Here is an 18,691-nt window from a genome sequence, read left to right as displayed (position 1 = left end):
GCCTCTTCGTTTAGTGGTGTAAAACACGTTCATCGTTTTATGGCATTGAACCCTACACGCGGTCATGCCTCCTTCAGACCAGAAAGGCACGCAGTGTCCGCAGCTGAAATGACCCGGATCCGAGCCGCGGTGTTCGACGGCACCGGCACCATCAGTGTCGAGGAGGTCGACCTGGCCGCACCCGGTCCCGGCGAGGTTCGCGTCAAGGTCGCGGCGGCCGGCGTGTGCCACTCCGACCTGCACGTCACCACGCGTGCGTGGGACGTGCCCGCGCCGGTCGTACTCGGGCACGAGGGTTCGGGCGTGGTCACCGCGACCGGCCCGGGCGTCGACGACCTCGAGCCCGGCGACCATGTGGTGCTGAGCTGGGTGCCCGGCTGCGGCGAATGCCGCGCCTGCAGGGCCGGGCGGCCCGCGCAGTGCTCGCTGGTGGCCTCGGTGGTGGCCACCCGCGGCACGCTGTACGACGGCACGACGCGACTGTCCAACGCGCGCGGCACGATTCACCACTACCTGGGCGTCTCGTCGTATGCCGAAGAGGTCGTCGTCCCGCGCAGCGGCGCGATCAAGGTCCGCAAGGACGCACCGCTGGAGGACATCGCGATCGTGGGCTGCGCCATCGCGACAGGTGTCGGTGCGGTACGCAATACCGCTGGGGTGCAACCAGGTTCGACGGTGGCTGTGATCGGCTGCGGCGGCGTGGGGCTGGCCTGTGTCCAGGGCGCCCGGCTGGCCGGGGCCTCACGCATCGTGGCGGTGGACGTCGTGGCCGAAAAGCTCGACCTGGCACGTAAACTCGGCGCCACCGACGCGGTCGACGCCGCGGGCACCGACGACGTGGTGGCGGCGCTGCGCGACGTGGTGGCCGACGGGTATGACTACGTGTTCGACGCGATCGGCAAGATCGTCACCACCGAACAGGCCATCGCGGCCCTCGGACTCGGCGGCGCGGCCGTCATCGTCGGCCTGCCCCCGCAGGGCGAACGCGCAACCTTCGACCCATTGGCGCTGGCCGAAGCCGACCAACGCATCCTCGGCTCCAACTACGGCTCCGCGGTGCCCGAACGCGACATCCCCGCCCTGGTCGACGAGGTCATGGCGGGCAATCTCGATCTCGCTTCCATGATCTCGGGGCGCCGCCCACTCGACCAAGCCGCGGCCGCGCTCGACGATCTCGCCGCGGGCCACGCACTACGCCAACTCCTCATCCCATCCGCCTGACAGAAACGAGAGCGCCAGTGTCCGAAGACATTCAGACCGGTTCGGAGGCCGCTACCGGTGACGCCGGGCTGCGGCGCGGCGTCATGGGCGGCGGCGAACTCGCCGCCCAGGCCATCGCCAACATCGCGCCGAGCGCCGTCATCGCCTTCACGGCCGCGGCCATCTACAACACCGCCACCAACGGCACCTGGGTCTCGTTCGCGCTGGCGACCGTGGTGATCCTGTCGGTCGGCTACTGCATATCGCAGTTCGCCAAACGGCGGTCGTCTGCGGGCTCGCTCTACAGCTACGCCGCGACGGCGCTCGGGCCGTTCGGCGCCTACCTGACGGGCGTGAGCCTGCTGATCGGCTGTTTCGGCATCGCCGCCGGTTCGCTGAGCGGATCGGTCGCCTACACCGCCACGCTGCTCAACCAGCTCGGCATCCCCATCCATGGCACGGCCGCGCAGATCGTGCTTGCGGTGATCCTCGGCGCGCTCGCGACGCTGTTCACCATCCGGGGCATCCGGCTGTCGGCACGGGTTTCCCTTGTGCTGGAACTGATTTCGGTGTCCATCATCACGCTGCTGCTGGTGGTGACGCTGATTCACCTGGGCGCAGGCGCATTCGACGCAGAGCAGTTCGAGCTCACCGACGTCAAGCCTTCGGGCATCGCCGTCGGCATGGTGCTGGCGATCCTCGGATTCGTGGGCTTCTCCAGCTCGGACGCGCTGGCCCGCGAGGCCAAGGATCCGTACCGCGCCGTGCCGCGCGCCATCATGTGGAGCGCGGCGGGTGTCGGCGTGCTCTACATCTTCGCGGCCTACACGCAGGTGGCCGCACTCGGCCCGGCGCTGGGCGAATCGGCGCAACCGCTCGACGACATCGCGACGCTGGTCGGCATGCCGACGTGGTTCAACCCGATCCTCAACCTCGGCATCGCCGCGTCGTTCTTCGCCGTCGTCGTCGCGCCGCTCAACGTGGTCGGCCGCATCCTCTACGTGATGGGCAAGGAGGGCGTCGTCCCGGCAGCCATCGGCCGCACGCACGAAACGCACCTCACGCCGCACCGCGCGCTGATCTCGGTGGGCCCGCTCGTGATCGCCGTCCCCGTGGTGATGTACCTGTTCGGCGTGGACCCGATGAACGTCGTCACCTGGGTCGACACCTACGGCACGTACGGCTACATGGTGGCCTACGCCGCCGCGGCCCTGGCCGCCGTGATGTACCTCCGCAGCATCGACGCGCGCGTGCCGCTGGTGTGGCCCGCAGCCGTGGTGGCGATCGTGTCGATGGCCTATGTGTTCTACGCCAACGTGTACCCGGTCCCGGCGTACCCGCTCAACGTCATCCCGTGGCTGTTCGTGGTGACAGTGGCCGCGGCGCTGGCCTGGTACTGGGTGCTGGGTCGCCGGTCACCGGAAGTGATCGCGAACATCGGCACCAGTGAGGTGGAGACGCTCGAAGGGATCGGCTGACCTCAGCCGATGGTGACCGACGGCTTGAAGTCTGATTCCTGGGCGCCGACGACGTAGCTGCCGGCCGGGCTGATCACAAAGCCCGCTTGGCTGCGCCCGTCGACGCAGGCCGTCATCACGCCGTCCGTGCCGCAGCTGACGGTCTGGTAGCTGAGCCGCGAGTTCGCGGGCAGCGGCTTGGCGTCCCCCGCGACGGCGAACACCGGAGCGGGAGAGCTGGCGAATCCCGGGGCGCCCGGGCCGCCGCTGACCAGGTTGGCGCCGTTGGGGGCCGCCGGGATCGGACCGCTGCAGCCGTAGCCGCCGCTGCGCTGCAGCACGCAGGTCAGCCCGTCCGGGGTGCGGAAGGCGTACCAGTTGTTGTCCATGACCGCGTACTCCGATGTTTTCACCGGCGCGAACGCGTTGATGTTCGGCAGCGCCGGCGGATCATCGGCGCGCGCCACGCCGGGCGCAATCGCCCCGGCGACGCTCATCACGGCCGCCCCCGCGGCGCTCACCAGGCCAATCATCACTCTGCTCAGCACGCCGATACCCTAACCGCTACCTGTGTGTCAGGCCACGGCTAGCCGCATTTGAGGTCGACGTACACGGTGGTGTAGCGGACCACTTCCTCGGTGTTGCCGCGCGGTGCGGCTCTCAGATCGGTGATGTCGCGGCCCGGACGGACCGCATTGACCGTGCAGTTGTCCAGCGAGCCACTGCCGACCCGGGTCTGGATGACGCGGTAGCCCTCGGCCTCCAGCTCCTTGATGGTCTGCTGCGCCGAGGTCTGTCCCGACGGCGCCGCACCGGCCGGCGCGGCCAACGCCATTCCGGTGACCGCGAGCCCGGCCCCGACAGCGGCAACGATGGTATTTCTCATTTGCAGATCGCCTTTCCAGTTAAGCTGTTGTTAACTTTCAGCCTAGAGAGACAATTTGCCGGGGTCCATGAGTTCATATCGAACCCATACATAAATGCGCACTGGTTGAATTCAGGCCGAATTCACATGCTTTTCGCGGCCACCCGGGCCATCGGCACCCGCACCGTGAACACGGTCTCGTCATCGTCGGAAACCACTGCGACAGAACCATTGTGGGCTTTCACGATCGATGCGACGATGGCCAGCCCGAGGCCCGTACTGCCCAATTCACGAGACCGGGATTTGTCGGCCCGCACGAAACGGCCGAACAAATTGGGTAACAATTCGGGATCGATTCCCGGGCCGTCGTCCTTGACCGTCAATTCGGCGAATTCGCCGTCCACCGTGAGCGTCACCGTGACGGTCACACCGGGCGGTGTGTGCACCTTGGCATTGGTCAGCAGATTGGTGACCACCTGGTGCAATCGGGCGCGATCGCCCCGCACCCAGACCGGGTCGTCCGGCAGCCGCGCAACCCAGTGGTGCGTGGGCGCCGACACCGCGGTGTCGTTGACCGCGTCGACCACCAGATCGCTGAGGTCGACGTCGTCGGTCTCCAGATCCTGGCCCTCGCCGAGCCGCGACAGCAACAGCAGGTCGCTGACCAGCACGGTCATCCGCCGCGCTTCGGCTTCGATGCGCGCCAGCGCGTATTCGGTGGTGGGTGGGAGGTTGGCGCTGTCCTGCCGGGTCAGCTCGGCATAGCCCTGGATCGCGGCGAGCGGCGTGCGCAACTCGTGGCTGGCGTCGGTGAGAAACTGCCGGGTGCGGCGGTCCGACGCGGCCAGCTCGGCCAGCGCACTGTCGACGTTGACCAGCAGCCGGTTGAGCGTGTCCCCCACCACACCGACCTCGTTGTCGGGATCGGTGTCCTTGTCCCGGACCCGCGCCGTGATGCGGTGGTCGTCGCCGTCCAAGCGCAGCGTCGCGACCTTGGCCGCGGTCGCGGCCACCCGGCGCAACGGCCGCAGCGCGTACCGCACCACCAGCACGGTGCCCACCGCGGTGACGATCATCGCGATGACGGTCATGACGGTCACCGTGACGGTCTTGCGGGCGATCACCAGGTTGGCGCTGTCCATGGAGACACCCGACACCAGCACGTCGCCACCACCGGCCGACTGGCTCGCCAACCGGTAGGAGCCGAGCGTCGGCAGTTTGATCGTGCGGGGACCGTCGGCGTCGTCCCACGACTGCGCATCCAGCGCCCGGGTCACCTCGACGGGTGCCGGATGCGGCTCACCGTCGGAGAACACCGCCGACTGCACCACCTCGCCGTCGTGCAGCACGGCGATCAGGTTGCCTGGCGCCTGACCGACGAACGCGGTCAGCGCATGGTTGTTCTCGTCGTCGGAAAAGTTGTCGTACTTGTCGTAGGAGTGGCTGAATGCCGCGAGGGACCGCGAGACCTCGGTATCGCTCATCGTCGACACATAGGTGTGCAGGCTGTACACCGACAGCATCCCGACCGCCACCAGCACGACGGTGACGATCGCGGTGACTCCGAGCACCAGTTGGCGCCGCAGGGACCGTGGCCGCCACCAGGGGCCGCGTTGGTTCATCGCGTCATTCTGCAGGCCGCAGCATGTAGCCGACACCCCGCACGGTGTGGATCATCGGATCGCGCCCGGCGTCGATCTTCTTGCGCAGGTACGAGATATAGAGGTCGACGATGCTCGACTTGCCGCCGAACCCGTAATTCCACACGCGGTCGAGGATCTCGGCACGGCTCAGCGCGCGGCGCGGGTTGCGCATCAGGAACCGCAGCAGCTCGAACTCGGTCACGGTCAGCGCGATCGGCTCGCCGCCGCGGGTGACCTCACGGCTCGCGCCGTCGAGCACCATGTCGCCGACCTTGAGCGTTTCGTCGGCAGGCGGCGTGGTGTGGCTCGACCGGCGCAACAGCCCGCGCAACCGGGCCACGAGCTCCTCGAGGCTGAACGGCTTGGTCATGTAGTCGTCGGCACCCGCGGTGAGTCCGGAGACGCGGTCGAGCACCGAGTCCCGCGCGGTCAGGAACAGCGTGGGGGTGTACCCGTCGGCTTCCCGCACCCGCTGCAGGATCTGCAGCCCGTCGATGTCGGGCAGCATGATGTCAAGCACCACCACATCGGGCTCGATCTCGTCGAACTTGGCGACAGCGTCGTGGCCGTTGTGGGCCACGTCGACTTCCCAGCCCTCATAGTGCAATGCCATCTTGACCAGGTTGGTCAGCGCCGGCTCGTCATCGACCAGCAACACCCGGATAGGAGAACCGTCGGCGCGATGAATCCGCGGCAACTGGCCGAGGATGGCCTGGCGCGGCTGGTGGGTACGCGGAGATACCGACATCGTCGTCATAATTCCATTCTGCGGAGCGCACAGATAGTTGTCACGGAGTTCATATGGAGTTCTAAGGCAAGACGGCGCAATATGACGTGGATCACGCTTGCACCTGCCACGTGATGCACCCCAGAATTGTTGCAATACATAGATTTTCAATCGTCGACGTTAATTCTTGGTAACCACATATCTACCCCATGAGCGCGTTTTCCCTGCACAGCACCATAATTCGCTTCATTTGACGGGTGGCAAAAGATTTGGGTTCTCTATGCGTCAAGCGAGCTTCCTTGACGCGTTCTCTTCGCGATAAATACTCTCGCCCATAGCAATTGGATTCAGTTCCACCGCAACTCCGGCCACTTCATACGTGACACGTTGCGGTGCAACCTCTTTCGTGGACAACGAAGTCAACCTCCAACCGGTCATGCGATGACGCCTGCCCGGAATCCGCCGACTGGAGAATGGGAACACTCTCATGCAGCAAACCTCACAACTGGCAGACAGAGCCAGAGCGATACTGCGATACGACGTGCCCGCATCCCTTGTGGTGTTCCTGGTCGCGCTTCCGCTGTCGCTCGGCATCGCGGTCGCGTCTGGCGCACCCGTGCTGGCGGGCATCATCGCCGCGATCGTCGGCGGCATCGTCGCCGGAGCGCTCGGCGGCTCGCCGCTGCAGGTGAGCGGCCCCGCGGCCGGCCTCACCGTCATCGTCGCGGGCCTCATCGCGGAGTTCGGCTGGGCCGTGACATGCGCCATCACGGTGTGCGCGGGCATCTTGCAGGTGCTGTTCGGGCTGAGCCGGATCGCCCGTGCCGCGCTGGCCATCTCCCCCGTCGTCGTGCACGCCATGCTCGCGGGCATCGGCATCACGATCGCGCTGCAGCAGGTGCACGTCCTTTTGGGCGGCAGTTCCAACAGCTCGGCATGGGCGAACGTCACCGAGCTGCCCGGTCAGCTGATCAATGCACACGGCCACGGCGTCGTCCTGGGCGGGCTGGTGATCGCGATCCTGGTGGGCTGGCGCTGGATGCCCGCGGCGGTCCGCAAGGTGCCCGGTCCGCTGGTCGCGATCGTGGGTGTGACCGCGCTGTCGATGCTTGCGACGTTCAGTGACGTCACGCGCATCAAGATCGACGGTTCCCTGCTGGATGCGCTGGCGTTGCCCAGCCTTCCCGACGGCAATTGGGGCGCGTTCGCGACGGGTGTGCTGACCGTGGCGCTGATCGCGAGCGTCGAGAGCCTGCTGTCGGCGGTTTCGGTGGACCGCATGCAGACCGGACCCCGCACCAACTTCGACCGCGAGCTGATCGGCCAGGGCACGGCCAACGTGGTCTCCGGCGCCATCGGCGGGCTGCCCGTCACCGGTGTGATCGTGCGCAGCTCGACCAACGTCGCGGTCGGGGCCCGCACGCGGGCGTCGGCGATCCTGCACGGCGTGTGGATCCTGGTGTTCGCGGTGCCGTTCGCGGGTCTGGCCCAGCTGATCCCGACGGCAGCCCTTGCCGGCCTGCTGATCGTCATCGGCTGCCAGCTGGTCAAGCGTGCACACATCGAAACCGCCCGGCGCACAGGTGATTTGGCCGTGTACGCAGTGACCGTCACGGGCGTGGTCTTCCTCAACCTGCTGGAGGGCGTACTGATCGGCCTGGCGCTCGCGGTGGCGCTGACGGTGTGGCGCGTGGTGCGCACCAACATCGTCGCCGAGCCCACCGGTGAGGGCACCTGGCGGGTCATGATCGAGGGCTCGTGCACTTTCCTGTCCCTGCCGACGCTGACCTCCGCGCTGGCTCGGGTGCCCGCCGGAACGGCTGTCACCGTGGAACTTTCGGTCGACTTCCTCGACCATGCCGCGCACGAGACGATCGAGGAATGGCGGCGTCAGCACGTCGCGACAGGCGGCACGGTCGATGTGCACGACGTCGGCGCGGTGGAGATGGCCAGCGCGGTCGCGGGACCGCCGACGCGCGGCTTCACCCCGTTCGACAAGCGTTCCGGTGTGGTGCCGTGGAGCTCGTGGCAGCGCGAGAACACGACCTCGGTGCTGCACGGCCTGGCCGCCTACCACCGCCGCACCGCCCCGGTGCTGCGCCCGCACCTGCAGGAGCTGGCGCACGCGCAGCGCCCCGAGACGCTGTTCCTCACGTGTGCCGATTCGCGCGTGGTGCCCAACGTCATCACCAGTAGTGGGCCGGGCGATCTGTTCACGGTGCGCAACGTCGGCAACATGATCCCGGCCGGCCAGGCCGACGCCTCGATCGAAGCGGCCATCGCGTTCGCGGTCGACAAGCTCGACGTCTCCTCGATCGTGGTGTGCGGTCATTCCAGCTGCGGCGCGATGACCGCGCTGCTCGGCAAGACCGATCTGGGCGACGAGCATCTGGAATCCTGGTTGGCCCATGGCAATCCTTCGCTGGAGGCCTTCGACGACGGCCGTCACCCCGTCGCCCGGTCAGCGGCCGAGGCGGGGTTCGGCACTGTCGACCAGCTGTCCATGGTGAACATCGCGATCCAGGTGCAGACCCTGCAGCAGCATCCGCTGGCCCGCCGGGTCAACGTGATCGGGTTGTTCTACGACATCGCCAGTGCAGGCGTGCTCCGGGTGACGCCCACGCGCGTGGAGACGTTGGCCGACGCGGCATAGATGCCCATCGCAGCGCTGCGCTTCTGCCGCCCGACAACCGTCGGGCGGCAGACGCGCAGTTCAGGCGTCCGGGCGCCAGTCGAACGGGAAGTGCTTGCTCGACTTGCCCCGGTATTCGTGCGAGAAGTCGAACCCGATCGCGTCGTCTTTCGTGACCACACCCCAGGTCGCCACCTGGCCGGGCCCGACCTCGGCGCCCGGCGCATTGACAGTGGTGACCCGCCGGTTCGGATCCGACGTCGGCCCTGTCAGTGCCTCGACCCGCACGTCGACCTTGCCCGGGATCTCGGCGCGCCAGTACGCGAGATCCTCGGCCGCGTCGAATGTGATGGGGGCGTATTCGATTCCGCGTAGCTCGCGGATCAGACTGCTGAATTCGCCCGGCCAACCTCCCTCGTATCCGGTAAAGATCTGCTCGAGGGCGTGCCGCTGATCGGCATCGGCCAAGGCGTCGATGTAGAACATCAGCGACATCATGGCGTCGGGGTCACCGACCCACATGTTGCCCTTGAACTCTCCCAGCGCAACCACCCCGAGGCCGCTCAGATCCGTTTCGCCGTAATGGCCGTCGCTGATCTTCCAGACGAGCGTGAACAGGCAGTCACCATGCGTCGGCTCCTGCGCGAAGCTGCACGGGCAGGGCAGCTTGCAGCTGCACACATCGAACCAATCGCCCCGCAGATGCCAATCCGTCGTCGCTACTGCCATCGTCCACTCCTCTCGGTTCATACCCCCAGGGGGTATCTAACGACGACGACGTTACACAGCCGAGAGCGCACGCACAAGTACCCCTAGGGGGTATATTTCACCGGAATGCCGAAAGGCCAGTCATGGCACACGAATCGCGAAAATGCGTGCCACAACTGGCCTGTCATTGCCAGAGGGATCAGTAGTGGCCCGGGCCGCGGCCGGCCATGTCCTCCAAGCGTCGGATGCGGTCCTCGATGGGCGGGTGGGTCGAGAACAGCTTGCCCATGCGCTCGCCGGCGCGGAAGGGGCTGGCGATCATGAGGTGCGCCTGATCGGCCAGTTGCGGCTGCGGCGGCAGCGGCGCGGCCTCCACGCCGCCGGAGATCTTGCGCAGCGCCGACGCCAAAGCCAAAGGGTCACCGGTCAACTCGGCGCCCGACTGGTCGGCCTGGTACTCGCGCGACCGCGACACCGCCAACCGCACCACGGTGGCCGCAATGGGCCCGAGGAACGAGACCAGAAGCATGGCAAGCGGATTCGCACCGTCGCGATTGCCGCCGAACATGCCTGCGAACATCGCCATGTTGGCCAACGCCGTGATCACCGACGCCATTGCGCCTGCCACACACGAGATCAGGATGTCGCGGTTGTACACGTGTGAGAGCTCATGGCCCAGCACCGCACGCAGTTCCCGCTCGTTGAGGAGCTGGAGAATGCCTGTGGTGCAACACACCGCCGCGTTGCGCGGGTTGCGCCCGGTCGCGAACGCGTTCGGGTTGGCGGTATCGGAGATGTACAGCCGGGGCATGGGCTGATGCGCGGTGGTGGCCAACTCACGGACGATCCGATAGATCTCGGGCGCCTGCACCTCGGTGATGGGCTGAGCATGCATGGCGCGCAGCGCGAGCTTGTCGCTGTTGAAGTAGACGTAGACGTTCATGCCGACGGCGAACAGCACCGCCAGGAACATCATGCTTCTGCCGAACAATGACCCGACGAACACGATCAACGCCGACATGCCCACCAACAGCAGGAATGTCTTGAGCCGGTTCGCGTGCGGATTCCACGTCATCCGAGCCGCCTCCTTTTGGAACCGAAGAAGTATTCGCCGATTAAACGCGCAGCAACCCCGTCGGGTTCCGGATCAGCCGTGCCGGTTCACCGTGTAGTCGACCAGTGACGCCAGGGCGGCGCGCCCCGGGACGTCGGGAAGGCTCGCCAGCTCGTCGCGGGCCTGGGCGGCGTAGGAGGCCACGGTCTCCTTGGCCCGCGCCATCCCGGGCGACCGGCGCAGCAGGGCCAGTGCCTCGGCCACATCCTCGTCGCGTTCGACCGGGCCGGCCAGCAGTTCCCGCAGCCGGTCGGCGTCCGGTCCCGACTCCCGCAGGGCATAGAGCACCGGCAGGGTGTGCACGCCCTCGCGCAGGTCAGTGCCGGGAAGCTTGCCCGACTCGTCGGGATCGCTGTCGATGTCGATGATGTCGTCGGAGATCTGGAAGGCCGTGCCGACGATGCCGCCGAGGCGGGACAGGCGCTCGATCTGGTCTTCGTCCGCGCCAGAGAACGTTGCCCCGAACCGCCCCGACGCGGCGATCAGGCACGCGGTCTTCTCATAGACCACCTTGAGGTAGTGGTCGACCGAGTCGACGTGCTCGGCAGCGCCACGCGTCTCCCGCATCTGGCCCGTGACCAGTTGGGCAAACGTGTCGGCAATCACACGCACCGCATCGGGGCCGAGCCGCGAAACCAGCCGCGACGCCGTGGCGAACAGGTAGTCACCCGCCAGGATCGCGATGTTGTTGCCCCACCGGGCGTTGGCCGAGGGCGCACCCCGGCGGACCTGGGCTTCGTCCATCACGTCGTCGTGATACAGCGTTGCCAGGTGCACGAGTTCGATGACGGCGCCCGCGATGGTGACCTCGGGATCGTCGGGCCGCGGGCCGAGGGACGCCGACAGCACCGTGAACAAGGGGCGGAACCGTTTGCCGCCCGCCTGGAACAGGTGCTGCACGGCCTCGGCCATCAGTTCGTCGGCTTTGCCCAGCTCAGTGGACATCAGATCCTCGATCTGCGCCACACCGTCCCGGACGTCGCCGGCGAAACCCTCGTCGCCGAAATCGACGCCCGCCACCACAGTCGCTGGTGTCCTCATTCGTCCAACATACTGGGACCGATGGAGATCAAGTCAGACGTGGTCGTCGTGGGCGCCGGGCCCGCCGGTTCGGCGGCGGCCGCATGGGCCGCGCGCGCGGGCCACGAGGTGACCGTGATCGACGCCGCGCAGTTCCCGCGCGACAAGGCCTGCGGCGACGGGTTGACCCCTCGCGCGGTCGCCGAGCTGGAACGGCTCGGCATGGGGCCGTGGCTCGACACCCGGATCCGGCACCACGGTTTGCGGATGTCGGGGTTCGGCGCCGACGTGGAAGTGCCGTGGCCCGGGCCGTCCTTCCCGTCCACCAGCAGCGCGGTGCCGCGCACCGAGCTCGACGACCGGATCCGCTCGGTGGCCGCCGACGACGGCGCCAAGATGCTGCTCGGAGTGAAGGCCGTTGACGCACGCCATGATTCCGCGGGACGAGTGGAATCGGTGCTGCTCGACGACGGCGGCGCGGTGCGGTGCAAAACCCTGATCGTCGCCGACGGCGCGCGCTCGACCCTCGGTCGGGTACTGGGGCGGACGTGGCACAAGGAGACCGTGTACGGCGTGGCCATCCGCGGTTACATCACGACCCCCCGCGCCGACGAACCGTGGATCACGTCGCACCTCGAACTGCGCTCGCCCGAGGGGCAGGTGCTGCCCGGCTACGGCTGGATCTTCCCGCTGGGCAACGGCGAGGTGAACATCGGCGTGGGTGCGCTGGCGACCGCGAAGCGGCCCGCCGACGCCGCGCTGCGGCCGCTGATGTCGTACTACACGAGCCTGCGCCGCGAGGAGTGGGGCTTCACCGGTGAACCACGGGCCGGCTTGTCGGCGCTGCTGCCGATGGGCGGTGCAGTGTCCGGGGTGGCCGGGCCCAACTGGATGCTGATCGGTGACGCCGCGGCGTGCGTCAACCCGCTCAACGGCGAGGGCATCGACTACGGCCTGGAAACCGGGCGGCTGGCCGCCGAGCTGTTGGAGGCCGGCGATTTCTCCGCGGCCTGGCCCGCGGTGCTGGCCGAGCACTACTCACGGGGGTTCTCGGTGGCGCGCCGCCTGGCCCTGCTGCTGACGCTGCCGCGGTTCCTGCCCTTCACGGGTCCGGTCGCGATGCGCTCGACATTTCTCATGAACGTCGCCGTGCGGGTGATGGGCAACCTGGTAACCGACGAGGACGAGGATTGGATCGCCCGGGTGTGGCGGCGGGCCGGTTTGGCGTCGCGCCGGCTGGATCAGCGCAAACCGTTCAGCTGACGCCCCCGGTTCAGCATCCAGATGCGGGTGGACAGCAGGGTCGCGAAAGCGCACCACAACGGGTACGGGGCCAGTGCTGCACCGCGACCCGGAGCGGCCTTTCCGACGCGACGCGTGAGATCCGCACTGCTGACCGTCAGCGCTGCCGCGGCGACCGCCGCCGCCCCAAGCCGCTTCTGCGAGAAGAAGATCCACGACCAGCCGGCGTTCATGACCAGATTGGCCGCCAGCGCCGTGCCGAATGCGCGAGCCTCATCGCTGCGGTTCTCGGCGTGCAGCTCCTCCAGCGTTGCCGCCGAGGTCACGGCGATATCGGTGTAGAGCAGCGGCCAGACCACCGGAAAGGCTTGGCGGGGCGGCTGAAACGACGGCTTGCGCAGCGCTGCGTACCACGGCGATGCCGCCGGACGGCTCGCGAGGCCGCCGACGAGTGCGGTGGCCAGCGTTGCGGCAGCGGTCTTGGTCAGGGTGATCGGTCGCATGGTCCGTTCATACCCATCGTCAGATCCGCTGACACCTGCGGTCAGTCGAGATAGCGCAGCACGCCCAGCATCGCCTGATCGTCTGCCGGTTCGGCATCGGCACAGGCATGCAGCGCGCCCGTGACGCTCTCGGGGCTCATGCCCGAACCGATCAGCACCAGCGTGCTGCGCCGGGGCTCGTCCTTGGCCCACCGCTGCCGTTCGAAGCGCAGCGAACTGCCGACGAGCTGCATCACGAACTTCCGCCCGGACCCGACGGCGCCGAAGTCGACGAACCCCTTGGCCCGGTACAGCCCGGCAGGCCGGTCCTGCAGGAAGCCCATCAACCGTCGGGGGTGCAGCGGGACATCGGACGCGAACTCGACACTCTGATACGACGCGTGCTCGTGATGGTCGTGTTCGTGTGTTTCCCACAGCATTTCGTCGAGGCTGAGCTGGCCGGCCGTTTCCGCGCGGGCCGGCGGATCGATCAGCAGCTCGGGATCGATGCGGCCGAACTCGGTGGGCAGCACCGCAACCCGCGGGTTGACCGTGAAGACCTTGTCCCGCAACACCTCCAGTTCGTCGCTTCCCACCCGGTCCGCCTTGTTGAGGACCACTAGATCAGCGACGCGCGCCGCGTGGCCGAGGTCGGCGTGCGCGGATTCGACCGCGTCCACCACGAGCACCAGACCGGCGTAGTGGAAGCGCTTGTCGTCGGCCGTGGCGATGGTGCGCGCCAACGCAGCCGGCTCGGCGAGCCCGCTGGCCTCGACCACGATCAGATCCAGCCGAGGTTTGACGCCCGCAAGCTTGCCGAGCATCTCGCCCGCCTCGTCGGCATCGACCGCGCAGCAGATGCAGCCGTTGGACAGCGACGCCATCGCGTCGACCTGTCCGGCCACCAACATCGCGTCGATGTTCACCGCGCCGAAGTCGTTGACCAACGCGCCGATGCGCACGCCGCGACTGTTGCGCAGCAGATGGTTGAGCAGCGTCGTCTTTCCCGCGCCGAGGTATCCCGCTATCGCCAGCACGGGCACCGATCCCGTCATGCGGCCATCGTAGGGTTATTGAGAATCATTTTCGCCAGCATCCGACACGCTATGGCGCCGACGGCACGTCACAAAAAGTCGCATTTACACCAGTACAGACCGCGTTATCAATGACGGCGCACATGTTGGAATGTGACACGCTCCACACGCGGATGGGCAGGTACTTCACCGGAACCCGCGCCTCTCAGAAGTTCTCCCCAGATTGGTTTTCATCCCCAGCCAGCGTGCTGACCTGCGAGATTGTCAGCCTGTTGCCTCATGTCAAGATGCGCGCGTAGAGGCATTCGTTGCCTCACGTAATCGTGCGCGCTTGTTGATCTGGGGTTGGGCGGTAGCGCTGGCCTTGGTGGTGGCGAGGGTGAACAGTTGCGCGGTCAGGGCTTGCACCTGGCGTCCGGTGGCGGCGGGATTGATCAACGAGTAGGCGCGGGTCATCGCCACGATGCGTTCCACGGTCATGTCAGAGTGATCGATCGCGCGATGAAAGGGAGTGGCGGCCTCGTCGTGCTTCTTGCAGACTTTGGCTCCGTTGCGGACCTTGGATACCAGCTTCTGCTGCGGATAGAAAAAGTTGGTCAACGTGGACTGTAGCCGCCAGATCTCGTTGAGCAACAACACCTCTGCGGCGGTGTCGTAGCGGTAATAGCCCACCAACATGCGCACCACCGACCAGTTCTTCTGCTCGACATGACAGCCGTCGTTCTTATTGCCCGGCCGTGATCGGGTAAAGGTGATCTTGCGGTTCTCACACCACGTGAGCAGGTCGTCATTGATGAACTCTGATCCGTTATCGCAGTCCACACCCAGAATCGGAAAGGGCATCGCACGGGCGATGTCGTCAAGGGCGGCCTTCACGCATTTGCCGGTCCGCTCAGGCATGGAACGGTTCTCGGTCCAACCGGTGGCGATGTCGGTGACCGTCAAGGTCGAGGCATGACCTCCGCCCCGGATGCCGCCATCGTGCCAGACCGAGTCGATCTCGACGAATCCCGGCCGGGCGTCCTGCCATTCGGCCCAGGTACGCACCGGGATCTGACTTTTGAGCAGCGATCCCGGTTTCGTACCCACGCGCCCCCGCGGCCGGAGTTTGGCGCGCTCACCGGCCAAGCGACGATCGATAGTGGCCGCCGACATCGACACCAACAACTCAGCGGTGCCCTCATCGATGTCCAGCTCCCGGAAATGGCGCAGCACGGCCACCAATTCAGCGAGCATCGGCGCCAGACGCTTACCAGCCGGCATCCCGAGCACCGTCCAGCACACCGTCAGTGCCGCGATGACCTCTGGTCCATACTTCACCGGCCGCTCGCGCCGCGGCGTAACGACTTTGGGCCCCGATGCGGCTTTGAGCGCCTTGCGGGCATGACTGCGATGCCACCCGGTATTGGCACACAGCTCATCGAGAATCCGCCCCTTACCGCCCTTGCTCGCCAACTGGTAACGGACTGCGGTCGTCTCCGTCACGGCTCTGCGTTCGGCCAACGTCAACCCCATCGTTTGGGCTTACGCGCGCATTTTCAATGAGGCAACGAATCACCCATTCACGCGCATTTTTGACGAGTCAACGCGGTCAGTGCGGATCGGTAGAATCGCACGTATGTTCGATCGGTCGGGTGCGGAGTTCATCGACGGGATGAGCGCGGCCTGGCGGGCCGAATCCGCCGCGATCGCCGCCCGCCTGGACCAGATCGGCCGACTCGACGCCCGGCGCACCGTGGAGTTGGCGCAGACCGTGTTCTGGCGGGTCGACCCGTTCGAAGAAGTCGCCGCCGAAGTGTCGGCGGCGTTGCGGATCAGCCGTGCGCGGGCGGCCACGCAGATCCGCCATGCCCGCGCGTTGCGCAAGATGCCGGCGGTGGCGGCCCGCTTCGCCGCCGGGGACATCGACTGGCGGGTGATGGAGATGATCCTGCACCGCACCCCCAACGTCACCGATGAGGCCTGGCCCGGGTTGGACGCGGCGATGGCCCGGCACTGCGACAAATGGATGCGCCTGTCCGAACCCAAGCTGCGGGACCGAATCGATCAGTGGATCGCCAAACACGACCCCGACGCCGTGCGCGTACCCCCAGAGGTCGCGGACGGCCGGTATGTGGAGATCGCCCCCACCGAACCCGGCATGGCCGGGATCTGGGCCCGGCTGGATGCCCTAGATGCCGCCGCGTTCGAACAACGCCTGATCACCATCGCCGCCACCGTCTGCGATCAGGATCCCCGCACCGGGATGCAGCGCCGCACCGACGCCATCGGCGCGCTGGGCCGTGGCCGCCCCTGGCTGGACTGCCAGTGCGGGCTACCCGACTGCCCGGCGGTGGCCGACAAGCACCGCGCCGCCGATGTGGTGATCCATGTGTTGGCCAACCAGTCCACCCTCGACGGCACCAGTAACGATCCCGGCTACCTACCCGGGTTCGGCATCCAGCCCGCCGAGACCGTGCGGGCGGCGGCCACGACCGCCACGATCAAGCCCGTCGTGATCCCGCAGGACACGGCCGAGCCCCGGTACCGGCCCTCGGCGGCGTTACGGGATTTCGTGCACTGGCGTGATCTGACGTGCCGGTTCCCGGGCTGCGACCAACCCGCCACGCACACCGAGATTGATCACACCACGCCGTATCCGGTGGGGCCGACGCATCCGTCGAACACCAAGCTCTACTGCACCCTTCACCACCTGGTCAAGACGTTCTGCCAGGGTTGGTGGGATCGTCAACACCCGGACGGCACCGTGGAATTCACCACCCCCACCGGGCACCTCTACAGCACCGACGCCCACGGCGCGGTCCTATTCCCGGTCCTGGGGCAGCCCACCGGGACACTCGACCTGCCCGCCCCGCAGGAACCCGGCCCCCACAAAGCCGTCATGATGCCCAGACGCCGCCAAACCCGCGACCACGACACCGCCCAACGCATCGCCGCCGAACGCCGGCTCCGCCACGCACTCAACGAACAACTCGCCGAACAACAACGCCAACACCAACAATGGCTCACCGACCACGCCGAACCCCCACCCTTCTGACCCGGCCTGCGGTCGCCAAATCACTCGGCTTCGTAGCCGCGTGCAAGGATTGCTGGGCCTATCTGCCCACGGCGACAAAGTGGTAGCCGAGTTTGATGACGGCGTACTGGTTTCCGCCACACAGCCGTAGGTCGACCTTGAGGCGAATGCGTTCCAGGTTGCTTTGATCTCCGGTGAGACCGACGGTGTCCCATGTGCATCCGCGGATCTCGGTACCAGACGCGTCCGCTGAGTCATTGTCCCGGAAGGAGAATCCGGCCACGCTGACAATCGGTGACACATCCCGCACGGCGTTCCACGCGGGACCGACAACCATGTGTACCTCGTACGGCGTCCATTTCTTGTCTTCATCGTCTGGATAGATGTCACCGGTCAGCGGTAGAGGCTGCAGGACATTGTCGCCGGGCAGCGGCTCAAGGCCGATCGGTGCGCCGTAGACGTTGGTGATGCTCTTGTCGAAGAAATTCGCGTACCCGGACACCACCCGGCACAAGGTGCCGCTACTTGCCACCGGCACGTTCAGAAGTTCTTCCGGCTCAAGCGATTCCGGCATGAAAATTCCAGGCATGATTGTCTCCCCTCGCAGACGGCGACCAGACCCTGGCCGCCGCAGTTGTCGTGTTCTCCCCGACACCCCCGGCAGTACCGGGTTGACCGGTCTGCGTGTGCGCCGTGATCGAACACTAGGGCGCTTGAGCCCGATTCACTGAGGTAGTCGGGTACCCCATTGCGACCGACGGGGCGCGCCCAGCGTGAGGTAGAGCCTGAACTACTCCGGCTTGGTCGCCGCGTGCAAGGCGACGATGCCGCCGGTCAGGTTGCGCCACCGCACTTTTGACCAGCCGGCCGCGCCGATCTGGCGGGCCAGCCCGGCCTGGTCGGGCCAGGCCCGGATCGACTCGGCAAGGTAGACGTAGGCCTCGGGATTGCTCGACACGGCGGTGGCCATCCGCGGCAGCGCCTGCATCAGATACTCCTTGTAGAGCGTCGCGAACGGTCGATTGGTGGGCGTCGAGAACTCGCACACCACCAGCCGGCCACCGGGCCGCGTGACCCGGGCCATCTCTCGCAGCCCCGCGACGTGATCGACGACGTTGCGCAGTCCGAAGCTGATGGTGACGGCGTCGAACACCCCGTCGGCGAACGGCAGCTTGGTCGCGTCGCCGGCGACCTTCGGTACGTCGCGTCCGGCGCCCGCGGCCAGCATGCCGACCGAGAAGTCGGCGGCCACGCACCAGGCGCCCGAGCGCGAGAGCTCGACGGTCGACACCGCGGTGCCCGCCGCCAGGTCGAGCACGGAGTCACCGGGCCCGATGCCCAGCGCTGCGCGGGTTTCGCGACGCCAGAAGCGGTCCTGGCCCAGCGACAACACGGTGTTGGTCAGGTCGTAGCGCCGCGCCACACCGTCGAACATCGACGCCACGTCCCGCGGATTCTTCTCCAGCGTTGCCCGGTTCACGCCGCTGACGCTACCCGGCGCGCTCCCTGTGAACTTCCTGGCCGCGGGAATGGCCGCAGCGTGACGAGGCT

17 protein-coding genes are annotated in these 18,691 nt (G+C 67.0%); 5 read left to right on the top strand and 12 right to left on the bottom strand.

All coding sequences use genetic code 11. From position 1 onward, the window contains the following. Positions 1-108: 108 nt before the first annotated feature. Positions 109-1,221 carry a zinc-binding dehydrogenase gene (locus tag G6N67_RS19845; RefSeq protein ID WP_081812418.1) on the top strand — a complete coding sequence of 371 codons (1,113 nt, stop codon included), beginning with the start codon at positions 109-111 and terminating at the stop codon, positions 1,219-1,221. Positions 1,222-1,238: 17 nt separating this feature from the next. Continuing rightward, positions 1,239-2,678, top strand: a complete 1,440-nt coding sequence (locus G6N67_RS19840; protein WP_036429386.1) for an APC family permease — start codon at positions 1,239-1,241, stop codon at positions 2,676-2,678. 2 nt (positions 2,679-2,680) lie between these two features. Here the strand turns inward: G6N67_RS19840 and G6N67_RS19835 are convergent, their stop codons facing one another. The 4 genes from G6N67_RS19835 to G6N67_RS19820 all read right to left on the bottom strand — a co-directional run bounded on the left by G6N67_RS19835 (position 2,681) and on the right by G6N67_RS19820 (position 5,922). Further along, positions 2,681-3,205, bottom strand: coding sequence for a hypothetical protein (locus tag G6N67_RS19835; protein ID WP_036429387.1), 525 nt, complete (start codon positions 3,203-3,205; stop codon positions 2,681-2,683). A gap of 38 nt (positions 3,206-3,243) precedes the next feature. After that, a complete protein-coding gene (locus G6N67_RS19830; protein WP_036429388.1) occupies positions 3,244-3,543 on the bottom strand; it encodes a hypothetical protein in 300 nt (99 codons plus the stop codon). A 122-nt stretch (positions 3,544-3,665) separates the two neighbouring features. Further along, positions 3,666-5,144 carry a sensor histidine kinase gene (locus G6N67_RS19825; RefSeq protein ID WP_036429389.1) on the bottom strand — a complete coding sequence of 493 codons (1,479 nt, stop codon included), beginning with the start codon at positions 5,142-5,144 and terminating at the stop codon, positions 3,666-3,668. A gap of 4 nt (positions 5,145-5,148) precedes the next feature. Then, on the bottom strand, positions 5,149-5,922 hold the full coding sequence (locus G6N67_RS19820; protein WP_036429390.1) for a response regulator transcription factor: 774 nt from the start codon (positions 5,920-5,922) through the stop codon (positions 5,149-5,151). Positions 5,923-6,379: 457 nt separating this feature from the next. Here G6N67_RS19820 and G6N67_RS19815 point away from each other — a divergent pair, with 457 nt between their 5' ends. Next, complete coding sequence (locus G6N67_RS19815; RefSeq protein ID WP_036429391.1) at positions 6,380-8,545, top strand: SulP family inorganic anion transporter; 2,166 nt, start codon at positions 6,380-6,382, stop codon at positions 8,543-8,545. A gap of 60 nt (positions 8,546-8,605) precedes the next feature. Here the strand turns inward: G6N67_RS19815 and G6N67_RS19810 are convergent, their stop codons facing one another. From G6N67_RS19810 to grcC1, 3 genes are all read right to left on the bottom strand, one after another. Further along, positions 8,606-9,253 carry a DUF1326 domain-containing protein gene (locus G6N67_RS19810; RefSeq protein ID WP_036434541.1) on the bottom strand — a complete coding sequence of 216 codons (648 nt, stop codon included), beginning with the start codon at positions 9,251-9,253 and terminating at the stop codon, positions 8,606-8,608. 178 nt (positions 9,254-9,431) lie between these two features. Further along, positions 9,432-10,307 (bottom strand): zinc metalloprotease HtpX, encoded by an 876-nt coding sequence (htpX, locus tag G6N67_RS19805; RefSeq protein ID WP_036429392.1) that lies wholly within the window; start codon positions 10,305-10,307, stop codon positions 9,432-9,434. Positions 10,308-10,379: 72 nt separating this feature from the next. Beyond that, positions 10,380-11,387 (bottom strand): nonaprenyl/(2E,6E)-farnesyl/geranylgeranyl diphosphat synthase, encoded by a 1,008-nt coding sequence (grcC1, locus tag G6N67_RS19800; protein WP_073908022.1) that lies wholly within the window; start codon positions 11,385-11,387, stop codon positions 10,380-10,382. Between the two features lie 21 nt (positions 11,388-11,408). Here grcC1 and menJ point away from each other — a divergent pair, with 21 nt between their 5' ends. Then, positions 11,409-12,629 carry a menaquinone reductase MenJ gene (gene menJ, locus G6N67_RS19795; protein ID WP_036429394.1) on the top strand — a complete coding sequence of 407 codons (1,221 nt, stop codon included), beginning with the start codon at positions 11,409-11,411 and terminating at the stop codon, positions 12,627-12,629. On the opposite strand, the gene G6N67_RS19790 is transcribed toward menJ, so the two are convergent. The 3 genes from G6N67_RS19790 to G6N67_RS19780 all read right to left on the bottom strand — a co-directional run bounded on the left by G6N67_RS19790 (position 12,608) and on the right by G6N67_RS19780 (position 15,639). Then, a complete protein-coding gene (locus G6N67_RS19790) occupies positions 12,608-13,111 on the bottom strand; it encodes a TspO/MBR family protein (RefSeq protein WP_036429396.1) in 504 nt (167 codons plus the stop codon). The genes menJ and G6N67_RS19790 overlap by 22 nt on opposite strands. A gap of 41 nt (positions 13,112-13,152) precedes the next feature. Then, a complete protein-coding gene (locus tag G6N67_RS19785) occupies positions 13,153-14,145 on the bottom strand; it encodes a CobW family GTP-binding protein (RefSeq protein ID WP_036429397.1) in 993 nt (330 codons plus the stop codon). A gap of 261 nt (positions 14,146-14,406) precedes the next feature. Continuing rightward, positions 14,407-15,639 (bottom strand): DDE-type integrase/transposase/recombinase, encoded by a 1,233-nt coding sequence (locus G6N67_RS19780; protein WP_036429399.1) that lies wholly within the window; start codon positions 15,637-15,639, stop codon positions 14,407-14,409. Positions 15,640-15,742: 103 nt separating this feature from the next. Here G6N67_RS19780 and G6N67_RS19775 point away from each other — a divergent pair, with 103 nt between their 5' ends. After that, positions 15,743-17,161 carry an HNH endonuclease signature motif containing protein gene (locus tag G6N67_RS19775; RefSeq protein WP_163642241.1) on the top strand — a complete coding sequence of 473 codons (1,419 nt, stop codon included), beginning with the start codon at positions 15,743-15,745 and terminating at the stop codon, positions 17,159-17,161. A gap of 58 nt (positions 17,162-17,219) precedes the next feature. Here G6N67_RS19775 and G6N67_RS19770 read toward each other — a convergent pair whose 3' ends face one another. Continuing rightward, complete coding sequence (locus tag G6N67_RS19770; RefSeq protein ID WP_131524565.1) at positions 17,220-17,729, bottom strand: hypothetical protein; 510 nt, start codon at positions 17,727-17,729, stop codon at positions 17,220-17,222. A gap of 201 nt (positions 17,730-17,930) precedes the next feature. Then, positions 17,931-18,620: a demethylmenaquinone methyltransferase gene (locus tag G6N67_RS19765; protein WP_036429401.1), complete on the bottom strand. Its 690-nt coding sequence runs from the start codon at positions 18,618-18,620 to the stop codon at positions 17,931-17,933. Positions 18,621-18,691 lie beyond the last annotated feature (71 nt).

The sequence above is a fragment of the Mycolicibacterium mageritense genome (assembly GCF_010727475.1).
Classification (GTDB): domain Bacteria; phylum Actinomycetota; class Actinomycetes; order Mycobacteriales; family Mycobacteriaceae; genus Mycobacterium; species Mycobacterium mageritense.
The sequence above is the reverse complement of the archived record's forward strand: the minus strand, read 5'-3'. Positions and strand labels throughout refer to the sequence as shown.

Excerpts from the sequence above, each read along its gene's own strand:
- G6N67_RS19845 (WP_081812418.1), top strand. The coding sequence starts at position 109 with ATGACCCGGATCCGAGCCGCGGTGTTCGACGGCACCGGCACCATCAGT.
- G6N67_RS19830 (WP_036429388.1), bottom strand. The coding sequence starts at position 3,543 with ATGAGAAATACCATCGTTGCCGCTGTCGGGGCCGGGCTCGCGGTCACC.
- G6N67_RS19825 (WP_036429389.1), bottom strand. The coding sequence starts at position 5,144 with ATGAACCAACGCGGCCCCTGGTGGCGGCCACGGTCCCTGCGGCGCCAA.
- G6N67_RS19820 (WP_036429390.1), bottom strand. The coding sequence starts at position 5,922 with ATGACGACGATGTCGGTATCTCCGCGTACCCACCAGCCGCGCCAGGCC.
- G6N67_RS19815 (WP_036429391.1), top strand. The coding sequence starts at position 6,380 with ATGCAGCAAACCTCACAACTGGCAGACAGAGCCAGAGCGATACTGCGA.
- G6N67_RS19810 (WP_036434541.1), bottom strand. The coding sequence starts at position 9,253 with ATGGCAGTAGCGACGACGGATTGGCATCTGCGGGGCGATTGGTTCGAT.
- htpX (WP_036429392.1), bottom strand. The coding sequence starts at position 10,307 with ATGACGTGGAATCCGCACGCGAACCGGCTCAAGACATTCCTGCTGTTG.
- grcC1 (WP_073908022.1), bottom strand. The coding sequence starts at position 11,387 with ATGAGGACACCAGCGACTGTGGTGGCGGGCGTCGATTTCGGCGACGAG.
- menJ (WP_036429394.1), top strand. The coding sequence starts at position 11,409 with ATGGAGATCAAGTCAGACGTGGTCGTCGTGGGCGCCGGGCCCGCCGGT.
- G6N67_RS19790 (WP_036429396.1), bottom strand. The coding sequence starts at position 13,111 with ATGCGACCGATCACCCTGACCAAGACCGCTGCCGCAACGCTGGCCACC.
- G6N67_RS19785 (WP_036429397.1), bottom strand. The coding sequence starts at position 14,145 with ATGACGGGATCGGTGCCCGTGCTGGCGATAGCGGGATACCTCGGCGCG.
- G6N67_RS19780 (WP_036429399.1), bottom strand. The coding sequence starts at position 15,639 with ATGGGGTTGACGTTGGCCGAACGCAGAGCCGTGACGGAGACGACCGCA.
- G6N67_RS19775 (WP_163642241.1), top strand. The coding sequence starts at position 15,743 with ATGTTCGATCGGTCGGGTGCGGAGTTCATCGACGGGATGAGCGCGGCC.
- G6N67_RS19770 (WP_131524565.1), bottom strand. The coding sequence starts at position 17,729 with ATGCCTGGAATTTTCATGCCGGAATCGCTTGAGCCGGAAGAACTTCTG.